Here is a 16,904-nt window from a genome sequence, read left to right as displayed (position 1 = left end):
AGGACGGTGTAAGCTAAGGATGAGCGCGCAACGAAAGGCATTCTTGAGCAATTTTAAAAAAGAGGCTGGGATTTTGTTCTCAGCAACTAGGGTGGAACCGCGGGAGAACTCTCGTCCCTATGTTTGCGGCTGGCAAGCATAGAGACGGGAGTTTTTTGGTTGCTGCCGCAGCAATTTTATGGAAAGAAAAGTGGAGGTGCTTGAAATGAATATTCAAGACATGATTCTAACCCTGCAGAAGCATTGGTCTAATGAAGGCTGTGTGCTCATGCAGGCATACGATGTAGAAAAAGGGGCCGGCACGATGAGCCCGTATACATTTTTGCGCAGTATCGGTCCTGAGCCGTGGAAAGTGGCTTACGTTGAGCCGTCAAGACGCCCAGCTGACGGCCGATACGGAGAAAACCCGAACAGACTCTATCAGCATCATCAATTTCAGGTCATCATTAAACCATCACCTGATAACATTCAAGAGCTGTATTTAGACTCTTTGCGCGCTCTCGGAATTGATCCGCTTGAGCATGACATCCGTTTTGTTGAGGACAACTGGGAGAATCCGTCTTTAGGCTGTGCGGGTCTTGGCTGGGAAGTATGGCTTGACGGGATGGAAATTACACAATTCACGTATTTCCAGCAGGTTGGGGGACTTGAGTGTAAGCCTGTTTCCGTGGAAATTACATATGGAATTGAGCGTCTGGCCTCTTATATACAGGATAAAGAAAATGTATTTGATCTTGAGTGGACGTCAGGGTTTACTGTGAAAGATTTATTTATGATGGCTGAGTACGAGCATTCCGTTTATACATTTGAAACATCTGATGTTGATATGCTGTTCCAATTATTCAGCACGTATGAAAAAGAAGCGATCAAGCAAATGGATAACGGTCTTGTGCATCCCGCATATGACTACGTGCTTAAATGCTCGCACACATTCAACCTTCTTGACGCCAAAGGGGCAATCTCTGTTACAGAGCGGACAGGCTATATCGGAAGAGTGCGGAATTTAGCAAGAAAAGTCGCAAAAACCTATTATGAGGAACGAGAAAAACTAGGGTTCCCAATGCTTAAAGGGGAGGGTTCTTCTCATGAGTAAACAGGATTTACTTTTAGAGATCGGATTAGAGGAAATGCCGGCGCGCTTTTTGAATGAAAGCATGGTTCAGCTTGGTGAAAAGCTGACAGGCTGGCTTGCAGAAAAAAATATTGCACACGGTGAAGTGAAGCTTTTTAATACACCGAGACGCCTTGCTGTTTTAGTAAAGGGTGTAGCAGAAAAGCAGGATGATATAAAAGAAGAAGCAAAAGGGCCTGCAAAAAAAATCGCCCTTGATGCTGACGGCAACTGGACAAAAGCGGCGATTGGGTTTTCAAAAGGCCAAGGTGCCAGCGTGGAAGACTTGTACATGAAAGAAATAAAAGGCACGGAATATGTTTTTGTGCAAAAATTCCAAGCAGGACAAGAAACCAAAACGCTTCTGCCTGAACTGAACAGCTTAATTACAAGCCTCCATTTCCCGAAAAACATGAGATGGGGAAATGAAGATCTCCGTTATATCCGTCCGATTAAATGGATTGTCGCTTTATTTGGCCAGGATGTCATTCCGTTTGCAATCACAAATGTTGAGTCAGGCCGGACGACACAGGGGCACCGGTTCCTGGGGCATGAAGTGTCTATTGAATCGCCTTCAAGTTATGAAGAACAGCTGAAACAGCAGCATGTTATTGCTGATCCAAATGTTCGCAAACAGATGATTCAATCGCAGCTGGAAGCAATGGCCGAAGAAAACAATTGGAGTATTCCGGTTGACGAGGACCTCCTTGATGAGGTCAATCATTTAGTAGAATATCCGACGGCTCTTTACGGGTCATTTGAATCTGAGTTTCTGTCCATTCCTGAGGAAGTGCTTGTAACGACAATGAAAGAGCATCAGCGCTATTTCCCTGTTAAAGACAAAAACGGAGATTTGCTGCCTTACTTTATCACAGTCCGTAACGGAAACAGCCACGCGATCGAAAATGTCGCGCGAGGCAATGAAAAAGTGCTGCGTGCGCGTTTATCAGATGCTGCCTTCTTCTACAAGGAAGACCAGAAACTGAACATTGATGAAAATGTGAAGAAGCTTGAAAACATTGTGTTCCATGAAGAGCTTGGCTCTCTCGCTGATAAGGTAAGAAGAGTAACAGCGATCGCAGAGAAGCTTGCTGTCCGTCTTCAAGCTGATGAAGATACATTAAAACATGTGAAACGTGCTGCTGAAATTTCTAAATTCGACCTTGTGACACACATGATATATGAGTTCCCTGAGCTTCAAGGAATTATGGGTGAAAAGTATGCGAAAATGCTTGGCGAACATGATGCTGTAGCCGCAGCTGTCAACGAACACTATATGCCTAGATCTGCAGGCGGAGAAACGCCTTCCACTTTCACTGGGGCGGTAGTTGCCATGGCGGATAAGCTGGATACAATCGCATCCTTCTTCTCTATTGGCGTCATTCCGACTGGTTCACAGGATCCTTACGGCTTGCGCCGCCAAGCGAGCGGTATTGTCGCTATTCTGCTTGACCGGAACTGGGGCATTTCGTTTGAAGAGCTGCTGACTTTCGTACAAACCGAAAAAGAAACCGAACTGTTAGATTTCTTCACTCAGCGTCTAAAATACGTCTTAAATGCGGAGCAGATCAGACATGATGTAATAGATGCCGTGCTGGAAAGCTCTGAGCTTGAGCCATATTCGGCGCTCCACAAAGCGCAAGTGCTGGAACAAAAACTGGGTGCGCCAGGCTTTAAGGAAACAGCAGAAGCTTTAGGCCGAGTGATTTCTATCAGCAAAAAAGGAGTTCGCGCGGAAATTCAGCCTGATTTATTCGAAAATGAATACGAAGCGAAGCTGTACGAAGCTTATCAAACTGCTAAACAAAATCTGCAGGGAAGCTTCAGCAAAAAGGATTATGAGGCGGCACTTACTTCCCTTGCGGCCTTGAAGGAACCGATTGATGCTTATTTCGACCATACGATGGTTATTGCTGATAACGAGACATTAAAGGCAAACCGATTAGCGCAAATGGTAAGCTTGGCGGATCAGATCAAGTCCTTTGCTAATATGAATGCCCTTATTGTAAAATAAAGAAAGAAAAGGCGGTTGCTGTGTGATCGGTAATCGTCTTTTCCCCATTTGAAAGTTTTTTTGTTTGATTACAAAGCATTTACGTTATAATATGGTTTATTATTTCTTTACATAGATACGAAGTGAAAAGGTGGTGAGTACGATCGAACTAAATAAACGGCAAGAACATATTTTGCAGATTGTAAAAGAAAACGGACCGATTACAGGGGAGCATATTGCCGAACAGCTGAATTTAACAAGAGCAACACTGCGTCCGGATTTAGCCATACTCACCATGTCAGGTTTCCTTGAGGCGCGCCCGAGAGTCGGTTATTTCTATACTGGAAAAACCGGCACGCAGCTTTTGGCAGATAAACTGAAAAAGCTTCAGGTGAAAGACTTTCAATCTATCCCCGTCGTTATTCACGAGAACGTTTCTGTATATGATGCGATTTGCACCATGTTTTTAGAAGATGTAGGTACTCTGTTTGTAGTGGACCGTGATGCTGTTTTAGTCGGAGTGCTTTCACGAAAGGATTTACTACGAGCCAGCATCGGCCAGCAGGAGCTTACTTCTGTCCCTGTGCACATTATTATGACTAGAATGCCGAATATTACAGTGTGCAGACGCGAGGATTATGTGATGGACATTGCAAAGCACTTAATTGAAAAACAAATCGATGCGCTGCCTGTCATCAAAGATACCGATAAAGGATATGAAGTGATCGGCAGAGTGACGAAAACGAATATGACCAAAATACTTGTCAGTTTATCAGAAAATGAAATCCTATAAGAGCGCAGACTAACGGGGGGATAATATGAATAACCGCATCATCTATGTTGTATCGGATTCCGTCGGTGAAACGGCCGAATTGGTAGTCAAAGCTGCATTAAGCCAATTTAACGGCTCAGCGGATGATACACATGTAAGAAGAATTCCTTATGTTGAAGACATTGGCACTATCAATGAAGTGATTTCACTTGCAAAAGCAGATGGAGGCATTATCTGTTTTACACTTGTGGTGCCGGAAATAAGAGAATATTTGATTGCCGAAGCGGAAAAAGCAAATGTTTTATATTATGATATTATCGGCCCGTTAATTGATAAAATGGAAACAGCCTACGGTTTAACGGCGAAATATGAACCGGGACGGGTCCGCCAGCTTGATGAAGATTATTTCAAAAAGGTCGAAGCGATTGAATTTGCTGTTAAATACGATGATGGGCGTGACCCACGAGGCATTTTAAAAGCTGATATCGTTTTGATCGGTGTATCGAGAACCTCTAAAACACCGTTATCTCAATATCTTGCCCACAAGCGGCTGAAGGTTGCCAATGTTCCGATTGTTCCGGAGGTTGACCCGCCGGAAGAGCTCTTTAATGTTGACCCGAAAAAATGCATCGGCCTGAAGATTAGTCCGGATAAACTGAATCATATCAGAAAAGAACGGTTAAAATCGCTTGGCCTCAATGACAAGGCCATCTATGCAAATATCAACAGAATTAAAGAGGAACTGGAATATTTCGAAAAGATCGTGGATCGAATCGGCTGCCAGGTTGTAGATGTTTCAAATAAAGCAGTAGAAGAAACAGCAAATATTATCCATCATCTCAAAACGAAAAACATGTAACTCAGGACGCTCTATCCTGGGTTTTTGACTTTGCCAAAAGGGAATAATGAAAAACAATAGCATCTTTGTGAAGTTTGTATTATAATAAAAAATTGTGATAAAATGATTAATTTTAGGTTTAAGGTTAGTGTGATACGAATAAACTATTATGGGTAAGATGTCAAGAATTTCTCCCGGAAATTTTTCGACAAATTCATATACACCCGCATTTTTGCAGGGTGTGCGATTTTGCTTGCTTTTATGCAGGAGTTTAATGGAGGGATGGAGAATTACTCTTCTTAATGAAAAAGAAAAGACGATTTTTGTCGATGCTGATGCTTGTCCCGTAAAAGACGAAATTTTACAAACAGCATCCGATTATGAAGTTCAAGTTCTTTTTGTCGCTTCATTTGAACATTACCAGCTTTCAAGAAGTCAGGAAGAAAAATGGAAGTATGTTGATCCTCATAAAGAAGCTGCTGATTTATATATCGCAAATCATGTAAAACCGGGAGATGTCGTGGTGACGCAGGATATTGGTTTAGCATCCCTGCTTGTGAACAGGAATGTCACCGTCATGTCGGAGAGAGGGCGTCTTTACAAGGAAGATACGATTGATTTTGCCCTTGAAGGCCGTCATGTTTCCGGCAAACAAAGGAGAAAAGGCATATATGCCAAAGGGCCTAAAAAATTGAATCATGAAGATCGAGAACGATTTGTTACACTGCTGCAAAAAATCCTGTCGAACGATGAAGGGATTTTGCACTAAAACATCGAATAATGTACGACGGAGTGTTATAAGATGGGAAATCGGATACCAGATGAAATTGTAGACAAGGTGCAAAAGTCGGCAGATATCGTTGAAGTCATAGGTGATTATGTTCAATTAAAGAAGCAAGGCCGAAACTACTTTGGACTCTGTCCTTTTCACGGAGAAAGCACACCTTCGTTTTCCGTATCGCCAGACAAACAGATTTTTCATTGCTTCGGCTGTGGAGCGGGCGGCAATGTTTTCTCCTTTTTGAGGCAGATGGAGGGCTATTCGTTTGCTGAGTCAGTTTCCCACCTTGCGGACAAATACCACATTGATTTTCCAGATGATATAACGGTTCACACCGCAGTCCGGCCAGAATCCTCCGGAGAACAAAAAATGGCGGAGGCTCATGAGCTTCTGAAGAAATTTTACCATCATTTGTTAATAAATACAAAAGAAGGTCAAGAAGCGCTGGATTATTTGCTTGCAAGAGGGTTTACAAAAGAGCTGATTGATGAATTTCAGATCGGCTATGCTCTTGATTCTTGGGATTTCATAACAAAATTTCTCGTCAAGCGGGGCTTCAGTGAAACGCAAATGGAAAAAGCGGGTCTGCTAATCAGACGCGAAGACGGAAGCGGATATTTTGACCGTTTCAGAAACCGGATCATGTTTCCGATCCATGACCATCATGGAGCTGTTGTGGCTTTCTCAGGCCGAGCGCTTGGCAGCCAGCAGCCAAAATATATGAACAGTCCGGAAACGCCGCTTTTTCATAAAAGCAAGCTGCTTTATCATTTTCACAAGGCCCGGCTTCATATCAGAAAGCAGGAAAGAGCTGTCTTATTCGAGGGATTCGCTGATGTCATATCAGCGGTAAACTCAGGCGTAAAAGAGAGTATAGCGACGATGGGCACGTCTCTGACAGATGATCATGTAAAGATTCTGAGAAGAAACGTGGAGGAGATTATTCTTTGCTATGACTCTGATAAAGCCGGATATGAAGCCACCTTGAAAGCTGCAGAGCTTCTTCAGAAAAAAGATTGTAAAGTCAGAGTCGCAATGATCCCTGACGGATTGGACCCTGACGATTACATTAAACAGTACGGCGGAGAAAAATTCAAAAACGACATTGTCGATGCAAGCGTTACGGTAATGGCGTTTAAAATGCAATATTTCCGGAAAGGAAAGAACCTGTCCGATGAAGGCGATCGATTAGCCTACATTAAAGAAGTGCTTAAAGAAATCAGCGCGCTGTCAGGATCACTTGAACAGGAAGTCTATGTGAAACAGCTTGCTTCCGAATTTTCGATTTCCCAGGATTCATTAACTGAGCAGCTGACTGTATTCGGCAGGCAAAACAAACCTGCTGACAGCAGCAGTGAAACGAAAACAAGAAGAGCGCATTTGACAACTAAGGCAAGGCAAAAACGGCTGCGCCCGGCGTATGAAAATGCAGAAAGGCTTTTACTGGCGCATATGCTTCGTGACAGGGGCGTCATAAAAAAAGTCATTGACCGGGTCGGGTTTGAGTTTAATATTGATGAACACCGCGCTTTGGCAGCCTATCTGTACGCTTTTTATGAAGAGGGTGCCGAGCTGACGCCTCAGCATCTTATGGCCAGGGTAACGGATGATCATATAAGCCAGGTACTGTCTGATATTTTAATGCTTCAGATTAATCAAGAACTCAGCGAGGCCGAGTTATCAGATTATGTGAAAAAAGTGTTGAATCACAGAAAATGGTCAATGATAAAAGAAAAAGAGGCGGAAAGAGCCGAAGCCGAAAGGCAAAAAGATTTTTTGAGAGCGGCATCTCTGGCTCAAGAAATCGTTACTTTGAACCGATCTTTAAAATAACCGGGACAACTGATGAGGAGCTTTCATTGGCAATGATTCCTTGCGGAGGAGCAAATAGATCGCTTGACCTCATCATGAATTGTCATTTCATTATTCGCACATTGTTAAAGGCAGTTCACATAGAAAACGCCTGAATGGACCGAATAAGAATCATACCGCTTTTAGAATTCGTTGCAAGCTTTGGAAGGAGGGATCCATAATGGCTGATAAACAAACCCACGAAACTGAATTAACATTCGACCAAGTGAAAGAACAATTAACCGAGTCTGGTAAAAAACGTGGCGTTTTGACATATGAAGAAATTGCTGAGCGTATGTCCAGCTTTGAGATTGAATCAGACCAAATGGATGAGTATTATGAATTTTTAGGTGAACAAGGTGTTGAATTAATTAGTGAGAATGAAGAAACAGAAGATCCTAATATTCAGCAGCTTGCCAAAGCCGAAGAAGAATTTGACCTTAATGACCTAAGTGTACCGCCTGGTGTCAAAATCAATGACCCAGTTCGTATGTATTTAAAGGAAATCGGCCGGGTTAACCTTCTTTCTGCAAAGGAAGAAATCGCCTATGCACAAAAAATTGAAGAAGGTGATGAAGAATCCAAACGCAGATTGGCTGAAGCGAACCTGCGGCTTGTTGTCAGCATCGCCAAACGGTACGTCGGACGCGGAATGCTGTTCCTTGACCTGATCCAAGAAGGTAACATGGGTCTGATGAAAGCCGTTGAGAAATTTGATTACCGTAAGGGTTATAAATTCAGTACGTATGCTACGTGGTGGATCAGACAGGCGATTACACGCGCCATTGCCGATCAGGCGAGAACGATCCGGATCCCCGTTCATATGGTTGAAACCATTAATAAATTAATCCGCGTACAGCGTCAGCTATTGCAAGACTTAGGCAGAGAGCCAACACCTGAAGAAATTGCGGAAGACATGGATTTAACACCTGAAAAAGTACGTGAAATCTTAAAAATAGCACAAGAGCCAGTGTCCCTTGAAACACCGATCGGTGAAGAGGATGATTCCCATCTTGGTGATTTCATCGAAGATCAAGAGGCTACTTCACCTTCAGATCACGCGGCATACGAGCTATTGAAAGAGCAGCTTGAAGACGTGCTTGATACGTTAACAGATCGTGAAGAAAATGTATTGCGGCTTCGATTCGGTCTTGATGACGGACGTACAAGAACATTGGAAGAGGTCGGCAAGGTATTTGGAGTTACGAGAGAGCGTATTCGACAAATCGAAGCGAAAGCGCTGCGGAAACTAAGACATCCTAGCAGAAGTAAACGTTTGAAAGATTTTCTAGAATAAGATGGAACGGGTCTTGCAGATCCGTTCTTCTTTTTTTAAAAAGATATATGGATAATATGCCTTTATTTTACTGAAAAATGATGTCATTTGCAAATGAACATTGTAATGAAAAATTTCAATATACCAATCCATATTTTCTATTGTAAGCGTATACAATACATTATACAATAGAATAAAAGGAATGTTAGAGAAATAGGCATGTTTTGATTCAATTTTGTATAAAGTGTGAATAAAAAACTTTTGTATGCCAATCCATTTACTTTTTGTAAAAATAAGTTAGAATTAGAAGTGTTTACATAGGGGGAAGGATCATAAAGGGGGAAGGGAAATGAAATGGAATCCGCTTATTCCATTTTTACTAATCGCTGTTTTAGGAATTGGTCTGACTTTCTTTTTATCAGTAAAGGGGCTTGATGACTCTCGCGAGATTGCGAGCGGTGGAGAAAGCAAGTCTGCTGAAAAAGATGATGCAAACGCTTCACCGGAAGATATTTACAAGGCGAATTGTATCGCGTGTCACGGGGAAAATTATGAAGGGGTTTCGGGTCCGAGTTTAAAAGGTGTAGGGGATAAGAAGGATGTCGCTGAAATCAAAACAAAGATTGAAAAAGGCGGTAATGGAATGCCTTCCGGTCTTGTTCCGGCTGATAAGCTTGATGACATGGCAGAATGGGTGTCTAAAATTAAATAAAGGATGTATCTTTCTCCTTATACGTTCTCAGGCCGCCGAGATGTTCTCGACAGCCTTTTATTTTTGTCCGTCATCCCGACTTGATGTTGTTCCTGCAAAGAAATAAACTGAAAATCATTCGCTCAGCTTGGATTCCGGGCTGATTTTTTATATGATAGAAAAGGAAAAAATGATTGAGAAAAGTTGTGATGACTAGTGAACGAATTAAAATTATCAAAACGATTACAAACAGTAGCGGAGTACATACCGGATGGAGCCGTAGTAGCGGATATTGGTTCTGACCATGCTTACCTTCCCTGTTATGCGGTGCTGAATCATAAAGCCAGCAAAGCTATTGCTGGAGAAATAACAGACGGTCCATTCTTGTCTGCCAAACGGCAGGTCGAAAAATCGGGTTTAAGCGCACACATAACGGTAAGGCAAGGAGACGGCCTGGAAGTGCTTCAGAAAGGTGAGGCTGACGCCATAACAATTGCCGGAATGGGCGGGTCACTGATCGCTCATATTTTAGAAGCAGGCAAAGAAAAACTGACAGGTAAAGAACGGCTTATTTTACAGCCGAATATTCATGCCGTTCATATTAGAGAGTGGCTGTATAAAGAAGGATACGCACTTATTGATGAAGTGATTCTTGAGGAAGACGGAAAGTGCTATGAGGTACTTGTCGCCGAATCCGGAAACAGAGATGCAGCTTATGCAGGAATTTCTTTGCCGGCCGGAATGCTCGTAGGCCCATTTTTGGCAAAAGAAAAGAATGCTGTATTTTTGAAAAAATGGACACAAGAGCTTCAGCATACTCAAAACATATATGAACAGATCAGCCGTGCTGCAACATCTGAAGATAACAAACAGAAATTGAAGGAACTAACCGATCGAATGAAGCTATTAAAGGAGGTTATCGATCATGGCTAAAACGGTAAACGGACAGCAAGTCATCCAGCTGTTTGAACAATTTTCTCCGAAAGCCTATGCAGTTGAGGGCGATAAAATCGGTCTGCAAATCGGCAGTTTAAATAAACCGGTTAAAAATGTGATGGTTACGCTGGATGTATTGGAAAGCGTTGTCGATGAAGCGATTGAAAAAGATGTTGATTTAATCATTGCGCACCATCCTCCTATTTTCCGGCCGCTAAAGCATATTTCAACTGATCAGCCCGGCGGAAGGCTGATTGAAAAGTGTTTGAAGCATGATATTGCTGTCTATGCGGCTCATACTAACTTAGATGTTGCTGATGGCGGCGTAAATGATCTGCTTGCTGAGGCCTTGGAGCTGAGTGAAACTGAAGTATTGGCCCCTACTTATACCGATCCTCTTAAAAAGCTGGTCGTATACGTGCCGAAAGAATATGAGGAGCAGGTCAGAGGAGCGCTGGGAAATGCGGGGGCAGGCCATATCGGTGAGTACAGCCATTGTGCGTTTTCGTCTGAGGGCATTGGCAGCTTTAAGCCACTGGACGGCGCACAGCCTTTTATCGGAGAGGTAGGAGAGCTTGAGCTCGTTCATGAAGTCAGACTGGAGACTGTGTTTCCTAAAAGCATAGAAAAAGCCGTTATAAACGCAATGATAAAAAGCCATCCATATGAAGAAGTGGCTTATGATGTTTATCCTGTCGAACAGTCACCAGCTGAAAAAGGGCTAGGCCGTGTCGGAACACTTAAAAATGAAATGACGCTTCAGGAATTCGCTTTGTTTGTGAAAGACAAGCTTCAAGTGAACGGCGTCAGAATGGTGGGACAGGCTGACAGCATGGTGAAGAAAGTAGCTGTTCTCGGAGGAGACGGGAACAAGTATATCCACCAGGCAAAACGAAAAGGCGCAGATGTTTACGTTACAGGTGATCTATATTTCCATGTTGCCCATGATGCGATGATGCTTGGTCTGAATGTCATTGATCCAGGCCATTACGCTGAAAAAATCATGAAAGAAGGCGTCACAAAAAAACTGACGTCAATGTGTAAGGATAAAAAAGTAGACGTCAATATCTTTATTTCTGAAACGGATACAAATCCATTTACTTTTCTATAAAAAAAACTGAGGCTGTGAGGGCCTCAGTTTTTTGCTTTCACTTTCGGAAGGATTTTTTTGAGCGGAACATTGTGTTCAATTGTCCAAGTTGATGGGTCTTCATGATCGAACTGTTCTAAAAAGCGAATCACTTCTTTGGTGATCGGTGTCGGTGTTGAAGCTCCGGCAGTAACGGCAACGGTATTTACGCCTTTAAGCCATTCCAATTTTAATTCGCTTAGATCGCCGATTCGGTACGCTTTTGTTCCGGCTATTTCCTCTGACACTTGAGCGAGCCGGTTTGAATTGTTGCTTTTCGGGTCGCCGACAACGATCGTTAAGTCCGCTTTTTTCGCCTGTTCCGATACAGCTTCCTGCCGTACCTGAGTAGCCAGGCAAATCTCTTGGTGATATTCAACGTGAGGATATTTTTCCTTCACAAGCTCCATAATATCGTGAACATCCCATTGAGACATTGTCGTTTGGTTTGTTACGATCAATTTTTCAGCTTGGGTATCGAGATTTTTGACATCTTCCGGCGTTTCAACCAAGTGAACGATATCAGGCGCAACGCCAACCGCTCCTTCCGGCTCCGGATGGCCTTTTTTGCCGATATAGATTACGTGGTATCCTTTTTCTTTCATTTCTAAGATTAAATTGTGGGTTTTCGTTACATCCGGACATGTAGCATCTATTGCGACTAATCCTTTTTCTTCGGCGATTCGTCTAACCTCGGGAGAAACGCCGTGCGCTGTGAAAATGACAGTTCCTTTGTCAACCTGCTTCAGGATGTCCAGTCGATTAGCGCCGTCCAATGTATAAATGCCATCTTCCTCAAACGCATCAGTGACGTGTTTATTATGAACAATCATCCCGAGTATATAAATGGGTCTTGGCAAGCTTTTATCCAGTGCCGCGTTTTTAGCGATTACCATAGCGTCAACAACACCATAGCAATAGCCGCGCGGCGAAATTTTAATTACGTCCATTTTCGGTTGTCCTCCAATACAGAAGTGAGTAAAGGCAATATAAAAAGCCGTAATCAAACGGCTCTAATCTTGCATTCTTCTGATCTCCATTATAGCCAAACTCACTCCAGATATCAAAGAATGTTAAATATATAATCTCGGCTTTGAACTGCCTGATGTTTTTTTCGAGGAAGGAGAGGGCGTTTCCTTTTTCTGTGAGACAGATGTTTTTGATTTTTGTTCCTTTAAGTCCGGTGCTGCTGTTTTTTTTGCAGATGATGGTCTGCTTGCTATTGATTTTTCCTTTTCACCAGATTCGTTTGCCGCAGCTTTCTTTTCTGTTTCTGTATTATCTTCTGTTTCTGTATTATCTTCCGATTCTGTCTTCGTTTCTTCTTCAGTGCCCTCTGTATCATCGTTTTTGCTTAATTGACTGTAAAGCTTTATCATTGCCGGCAGATTGCGGACTAAGGGTCCGTACTGCTGGATCATTGGGGTGACTTGCTGCGCCATGCCGAGCACTTTTTGCACATTGTTGAGCATACTGGATAACGATGCCGGATTGGCGAGATTTTGAATGCCTTGCAGACCTGCTCCTCCGCCTGCGGCTGCTCCGGGGGCCCCTGTGCCTCCTGCGCCGGGCAAAAATTTGGACAGCATCCCTTTTAAGCCTGTGCCCGCCCCATTTCTTGCTCCAGCGTTTGGCTGAGGAAGAAATTGCTGCCCTGATTGCTGGAAACCTTGCTGCGGCGGACCAAATGAAGGTCTTCGCATTTCAGGCGCTGTTCTTCCCATCATGCGCTGGTTTTGCATAGGGCGGGGCGGACCGGGCTGCGGATAGTTTCTCATTGGCTGCTGCTGTGAAAACATACTTGTACCTCCTTTCAGCTCTCTCTGCTATTACAATATGCATGGGTTTCGGTATTTGCTTTCCTTATCTGAATAAACAAACGCCTTCCAAACGTGGTGTTTTTAACGTAAATCGGGTATAATGTGATGATGGACACATAATGTGCCGCTTTAAGGAGCTGGGAAAAATGAAAGAAACTAAATTTGATGTGTATGAATTGAAACCGTTTATTATAGATGCAGTACATCGCCTTGGTTTTTATGAACCGACTGATATTCAAAAAAGGCTGATTCCTGCTGTATTAAAAAAAGAAAGCGTCATCGGACAGTCTCAGACGGGAACCGGAAAGACTCACGCTTACTTACTTCCTTTGTTAAATAAAATTGATCCTGCTAAGGATGTCGTTCAGGTGGTCATCACGGCTCCGACGCGCGAGCTTGCCAACCAAATTTATCAGGAAGCGCTGAAAATCACGCAGGGTGCAGAAGGCGATTCGATCCGTTCGAAATGTTTTATCGGAGGAACAGATAAGCAGAAAGCCATTGATAAACTGAAAACGCAGCCGCATCTAGTCGTCGGAACGCCGGGACGGATTGCGGATTTAATCAAAGAACAGGCATTAAGTGTTCATAAAGCTGAGTCTCTTGTTATTGATGAAGCGGATTTAATGCTGGATATGGGGTTCCTTGCAGACGTTGATTACATTGGTTCACGCATGCCGGAGAATCTGCAGATGCTTGTGTTCTCTGCAACTATTCCGGAAAAGCTGAAACCGTTTTTGAAAAAATATATGGAAAATCCGAAATATGCCCATGTGGAGCCGAAACAGGTCACTGCTGCAAAAATTGAGCATATTCTTATTCCTTCAAAGCACCGTGATAAGGACAAGCTCCTTTTCGATATCATGTCTAATCTGAACCCATACTTAGGCATTGTGTTTGCCAATACGAAAAACACTGCCGACCATATTGCCAAATATTTGATGGGCAAAGGTATGAAAATCGGACTTCTGCACGGCGGCTTAACGCCTCGTGAGCGGAAAAAAGTCATGAAGCAGATTAATGATTTAGAATTCACTTATGTAATTGCAACTGACCTCGCCGCAAGAGGTATTGATATTAAAGGTGTCAGCCATGTCATCAACTATGAGCTGCCGGATGATCTTGATTTCTATGTTCACCGTGTGGGCAGAACAGCGCGCGCGGGTTCTTCAGGACAGGCCATGACAATTTATGAGCTTTCTGATGAGGATGCATTGGTGAAGCTTGAGAAAATGGGTATTGAGTTTGATTACCTGGAGATTGAAAAAGGCGAATGGAAAAAAGGCGATGACCGCCAGCGCCGCCAAAAGCGTAAAAAGACGCCGAACGAAGCAGATGAAATCGCCCATCGTCTCGTGAAAAAGCCGAAGAAGGTTAAGCCGGGATATAAAAAGAAAATGAGCTACGAGATGGAGAAAATTAAGAAAAAACAGCGAAGAAATCAATCTAAAAAAAGAAAGTAGGGGAACCGGTTGTTGAGAATAGGTTCACACGTCTCTATGAGCGGAAAACATATGCTTCTGGCTGCGAGTCAGGAAGCAGTCTCTTACGGGGCGAACACGTTTATGATTTATACAGGTGCGCCGCAAAATACGCGCCGAAAAAAAATTGAAGACTTAAATATAGAAGCCGGCCGCGCTCACATGCAGGAAAACGGGATCGACGAGATTATCGTACACGCACCTTATATTATTAATATTGGCAATACGACCAATCCGGCTACTTTTGAGCTTGGTGTTGATTTTCTCCGTTCTGAAATTGAGCGGACAGCTGCTATCGGCGCGAAGCAAATCGTCCTTCACCCGGGTGCTCATGTTGGCGCGGGAGCCGAAGAAGGCATTAAAAAAATTATTGAAGGTTTAAATGAAGTCATTGATCCGAATCAAAATGTGCAGATTGCATTAGAAACAATGGCAGGCAAAGGATCTGAATGCGGCAGAAGCTTTGAAGAGCTTGCGCAAATTATTGATGGCGTGACACACAATGAGCATTTGTCTGTATGCTTTGACACATGCCATACACATGATGCCGGCTACAATATTGTCGAAGATTTTGACGGAGTGCTGAATGAGTTCGATAAAATTGTCGGTATTGACAGAATCAAAGTGCTCCATATCAATGACAGCAAAAATATCAAAGGCGCGAGAAAAGACCGTCATGAAAATATTGGCTTCGGGGAAATCGGGTTTGACGCATTGCAATATGTCGTTCATCATGAGCAGTTAAAAGACATTCCGAAAATCCTTGAAACGCCGTATGTCGGTGAAGATAAAAAGAACAAAAAACCGCCGTACCGTTTTGAGATTCAAATGCTGAAAGAAAAGCAATTTGACAACACATTACTCGAAAAGATTTTACAGCAATAAAAAAAGGGGGGGGATTGAATTCCCCCCTTTTTTCAGCTTGTGAACTGTTTGAAAAGTTCATGAACGGTTTGAGCTGTTTCTTTTGAAGTAATGGATTCTACTTGTTTCAGCAGCCGCGTACGTTCCTGCTCATTAAAAATATTCACGTTTTTCCCGTATAACAGGTTTGCTACTTCAACTGCCTGCGGTTTTGACAGACTGATTCCGTATTGCTTAGAGTACTTCAATAAATCTTCAGCAGTGGCTTGATTGAGCCTCTGCAAAATAATTCTTTGAAATAATATCATCGAACATTCCACCTCTCAGACATAATGTATGGGCAAATCAGTAAAATGTGTCAGCATTTCATGGTAAAATAGAGTCATAGTCTATTTAAAATAGTTATTGCAGGAAAGGAGATTTTATGACCCCAACAAAACAACACAAAAGAGAATCATTTACCCATTTTATATTCAGGGTCATCATGATTCTGATTGGAGCTGCGTCTGCGGCGGTAAGTATTGAATTATTTTTAGTCCCCAATGATTTTATTGATGGAGGCATTATCGGTGTATCACTTATTTTAGACCACCTCTTTATGTCAAACCCCTTTCTGAATTTCGCTGTATTCGTTGTCATCTTAAACATTCCTTTTATGATCTTCGGATATAAATATATCGGTAAGACCTTCCTCGTTTCTACTGTTATCGGGATTGTCGGCCTTGCCTTAATCGAATCCTCGCTTCACCACGTAGAAGCCATTACGACACAGCCTATTCTGGCTACAGTATTCGGAGGTCTTTTGCTCGGCTTTGGTGTCGGGCTGGTGATTCGAAACGGTGGTTCAATGGACGGCACAGAAATTCTCGGTATCCTTCTAACGAAAAAACTGCCGTTTTCAGTTGGTGAGTTTGTGATGCTCATCAATGTATTTATCTTTATTTGGGCCGGTTTTGTGTTCGGTCCTGAGCAAGCTATGTATTCTTTCATGACTTACTACATTGCCATGAAAACCATTGATGCGGTCATCCAAGGGCTGGATGAAACAAAAGCTGTGATTATTGTCTCGGACCAGTATGATGAGATTTCCGACGCAATATTACACCGTCTCGGACGCGGAACAACGAAGCTGAAGGGAAAAGGCGGCTATACAGACGAGGAAAAAGATGTGATTTATGCAGTTGTCACAAGGCTGGAAGTGACCAAGCTCAAATCCATTGTGTTTGAAGTCGACGATAATGCATTTATTACAATTATGAATACTCATGAAACAAGAGGCGGTAAATTCAAAACCGCAATCCACTAGGCTTTCATTTACTTTTATTCATTTTATGGGTATAATTTTATCAGTAGTAAAGAAA

General features: G+C 42.8%; 16 protein-coding genes and 1 other annotated feature (1 of these 17 only partly in view). Of the genes, 13 read left to right on the top strand and 3 right to left on the bottom strand.

From position 1 onward, the window contains the following. Positions 1-122 (top strand) — a binding site (T-box leader) (it extends 53 nt beyond the left edge of the window). Positions 123-205: 83 nt separating this feature from the next. The 10 genes from glyQ to CJU60_RS06675 all read left to right on the top strand — a co-directional run bounded on the left by glyQ (position 206) and on the right by CJU60_RS06675 (position 11,360). Further along, on the top strand, positions 206-1,093 hold the full coding sequence (glyQ, locus tag CJU60_RS06720) for a glycine--tRNA ligase subunit alpha (RefSeq protein WP_010334976.1): 888 nt from the start codon (positions 206-208) through the stop codon (positions 1,091-1,093). Then, on the top strand, positions 1,086-3,125 hold the full coding sequence (gene glyS / locus CJU60_RS06715; RefSeq protein WP_095713293.1) for a glycine--tRNA ligase subunit beta: 2,040 nt from the start codon (positions 1,086-1,088) through the stop codon (positions 3,123-3,125). The genes glyQ and glyS overlap by 8 nt, the downstream gene beginning before the upstream one ends. 133 nt (positions 3,126-3,258) lie before the next feature. Further along, entirely contained in the window at positions 3,259-3,897 is a 639-nt protein-coding gene (gene ccpN / locus CJU60_RS06710) for a transcriptional regulator CcpN (protein WP_024122084.1), read from the top strand. Between the two features lie 25 nt (positions 3,898-3,922). After that, positions 3,923-4,735, top strand: a complete 813-nt coding sequence (locus tag CJU60_RS06705) for a pyruvate, water dikinase regulatory protein (RefSeq protein ID WP_003237056.1) — start codon at positions 3,923-3,925, stop codon at positions 4,733-4,735. A gap of 253 nt (positions 4,736-4,988) precedes the next feature. After that, complete coding sequence (locus tag CJU60_RS06700; protein WP_024122083.1) at positions 4,989-5,483, top strand: YaiI/YqxD family protein; 495 nt, start codon at positions 4,989-4,991, stop codon at positions 5,481-5,483. A gap of 33 nt (positions 5,484-5,516) precedes the next feature. Further along, entirely contained in the window at positions 5,517-7,328 is a 1,812-nt protein-coding gene (gene dnaG, locus CJU60_RS06695; RefSeq protein WP_095713292.1) for a DNA primase, read from the top strand. Positions 7,329-7,527: 199 nt separating this feature from the next. Next, positions 7,528-8,643 carry an RNA polymerase sigma factor RpoD gene (gene rpoD, locus CJU60_RS06690; RefSeq protein ID WP_003226225.1) on the top strand — a complete coding sequence of 372 codons (1,116 nt, stop codon included), beginning with the start codon at positions 7,528-7,530 and terminating at the stop codon, positions 8,641-8,643. A 328-nt stretch (positions 8,644-8,971) separates the two neighbouring features. Then, positions 8,972-9,334: a cytochrome c550 gene (gene cccA, locus CJU60_RS06685; protein ID WP_003237051.1), complete on the top strand. Its 363-nt coding sequence runs from the start codon at positions 8,972-8,974 to the stop codon at positions 9,332-9,334. 243 nt (positions 9,335-9,577) lie between these two features. Continuing rightward, on the top strand, positions 9,578-10,246 hold the full coding sequence (trmK, locus tag CJU60_RS06680) for a tRNA (adenine(22)-N(1))-methyltransferase TrmK (RefSeq protein ID WP_255238327.1): 669 nt from the start codon (positions 9,578-9,580) through the stop codon (positions 10,244-10,246). Continuing rightward, positions 10,239-11,360 (top strand): Nif3-like dinuclear metal center hexameric protein, encoded by a 1,122-nt coding sequence (locus CJU60_RS06675; RefSeq protein ID WP_024122080.1) that lies wholly within the window; start codon positions 10,239-10,241, stop codon positions 11,358-11,360. The genes trmK and CJU60_RS06675 overlap by 8 nt, the downstream gene beginning before the upstream one ends. Before the next feature lie 23 nt (positions 11,361-11,383). Here CJU60_RS06675 and CJU60_RS06670 read toward each other — a convergent pair whose 3' ends face one another. Then, on the bottom strand, positions 11,384-12,328 hold the full coding sequence (locus CJU60_RS06670) for a 4-hydroxy-3-methylbut-2-enyl diphosphate reductase (protein WP_024122079.1): 945 nt from the start codon (positions 12,326-12,328) through the stop codon (positions 11,384-11,386). A gap of 123 nt (positions 12,329-12,451) precedes the next feature. Further along, positions 12,452-13,177 carry a VrrA/YqfQ family protein gene (gene vrrA, locus CJU60_RS06665; RefSeq protein WP_095713290.1) on the bottom strand — a complete coding sequence of 242 codons (726 nt, stop codon included), beginning with the start codon at positions 13,175-13,177 and terminating at the stop codon, positions 12,452-12,454. Positions 13,178-13,344: 167 nt separating this feature from the next. Here vrrA and cshB point away from each other — a divergent pair, with 167 nt between their 5' ends. Then, entirely contained in the window at positions 13,345-14,661 is a 1,317-nt protein-coding gene (gene cshB, locus CJU60_RS06660) for a DEAD-box ATP-dependent RNA helicase CshB (protein ID WP_024122078.1), read from the top strand. Positions 14,662-14,670: 9 nt separating this feature from the next. Further along, on the top strand, positions 14,671-15,564 hold the full coding sequence (locus tag CJU60_RS06655; protein WP_095713289.1) for a deoxyribonuclease IV: 894 nt from the start codon (positions 14,671-14,673) through the stop codon (positions 15,562-15,564). A gap of 32 nt (positions 15,565-15,596) precedes the next feature. On the opposite strand, the gene CJU60_RS06650 is transcribed toward CJU60_RS06655, so the two are convergent. Further along, the gene (locus CJU60_RS06650; RefSeq protein ID WP_024122076.1) at positions 15,597-15,851 is read right to left on the bottom strand and encodes a DUF2624 domain-containing protein; all 255 of its coding nucleotides are present in this window, start codon (positions 15,849-15,851) and stop codon (positions 15,597-15,599) included. A gap of 116 nt (positions 15,852-15,967) precedes the next feature. Here CJU60_RS06650 and CJU60_RS06645 point away from each other — a divergent pair, with 116 nt between their 5' ends. Continuing rightward, positions 15,968-16,849 (top strand): YitT family protein, encoded by an 882-nt coding sequence (locus CJU60_RS06645; RefSeq protein ID WP_010334965.1) that lies wholly within the window; start codon positions 15,968-15,970, stop codon positions 16,847-16,849. The last annotated feature ends 55 nt before the right edge of the window (positions 16,850-16,904 follow it).

It is taken from the genome of Bacillus sp. 7705b, from assembly GCF_002289525.1.
Classification (GTDB): domain Bacteria; phylum Bacillota; class Bacilli; order Bacillales; family Bacillaceae; genus Bacillus; species Bacillus halotolerans.
Note: the sequence above shows the minus strand (reverse complement) of the source record. Positions and strands in the feature narration are given on the sequence as shown.

What these genes read in the sequence shown, in the direction of transcription:
- glyQ (WP_010334976.1), top strand. Translation starts at nt 206, where the DNA reads ATGAATATTCAAGACATGATTCTAACCCTGCAGAAGCATTGGTCTAAT.
- CJU60_RS06705 (WP_003237056.1), top strand. Translation starts at nt 3,923, where the DNA reads ATGAATAACCGCATCATCTATGTTGTATCGGATTCCGTCGGTGAAACG.
- CJU60_RS06700 (WP_024122083.1), top strand. Translation starts at nt 4,989, where the DNA reads ATGGAGGGATGGAGAATTACTCTTCTTAATGAAAAAGAAAAGACGATT.
- dnaG (WP_095713292.1), top strand. Translation starts at nt 5,517, where the DNA reads ATGGGAAATCGGATACCAGATGAAATTGTAGACAAGGTGCAAAAGTCG.
- glyS (WP_095713293.1), top strand. Translation starts at nt 1,086, where the DNA reads ATGAGTAAACAGGATTTACTTTTAGAGATCGGATTAGAGGAAATGCCG.
- CJU60_RS06675 (WP_024122080.1), top strand. Translation starts at nt 10,239, where the DNA reads ATGGCTAAAACGGTAAACGGACAGCAAGTCATCCAGCTGTTTGAACAA.
- CJU60_RS06645 (WP_010334965.1), top strand. Translation starts at nt 15,968, where the DNA reads ATGACCCCAACAAAACAACACAAAAGAGAATCATTTACCCATTTTATA.
- CJU60_RS06650 (WP_024122076.1), bottom strand. Translation starts at nt 15,851, where the DNA reads ATGATATTATTTCAAAGAATTATTTTGCAGAGGCTCAATCAAGCCACT.
- CJU60_RS06670 (WP_024122079.1), bottom strand. Translation starts at nt 12,328, where the DNA reads ATGGACGTAATTAAAATTTCGCCGCGCGGCTATTGCTATGGTGTTGTT.
- rpoD (WP_003226225.1), top strand. Translation starts at nt 7,528, where the DNA reads ATGGCTGATAAACAAACCCACGAAACTGAATTAACATTCGACCAAGTG.
- vrrA (WP_095713290.1), bottom strand. Translation starts at nt 13,177, where the DNA reads ATGTTTTCACAGCAGCAGCCAATGAGAAACTATCCGCAGCCCGGTCCG.
- cccA (WP_003237051.1), top strand. Translation starts at nt 8,972, where the DNA reads ATGAAATGGAATCCGCTTATTCCATTTTTACTAATCGCTGTTTTAGGA.
- cshB (WP_024122078.1), top strand. Translation starts at nt 13,345, where the DNA reads ATGAAAGAAACTAAATTTGATGTGTATGAATTGAAACCGTTTATTATA.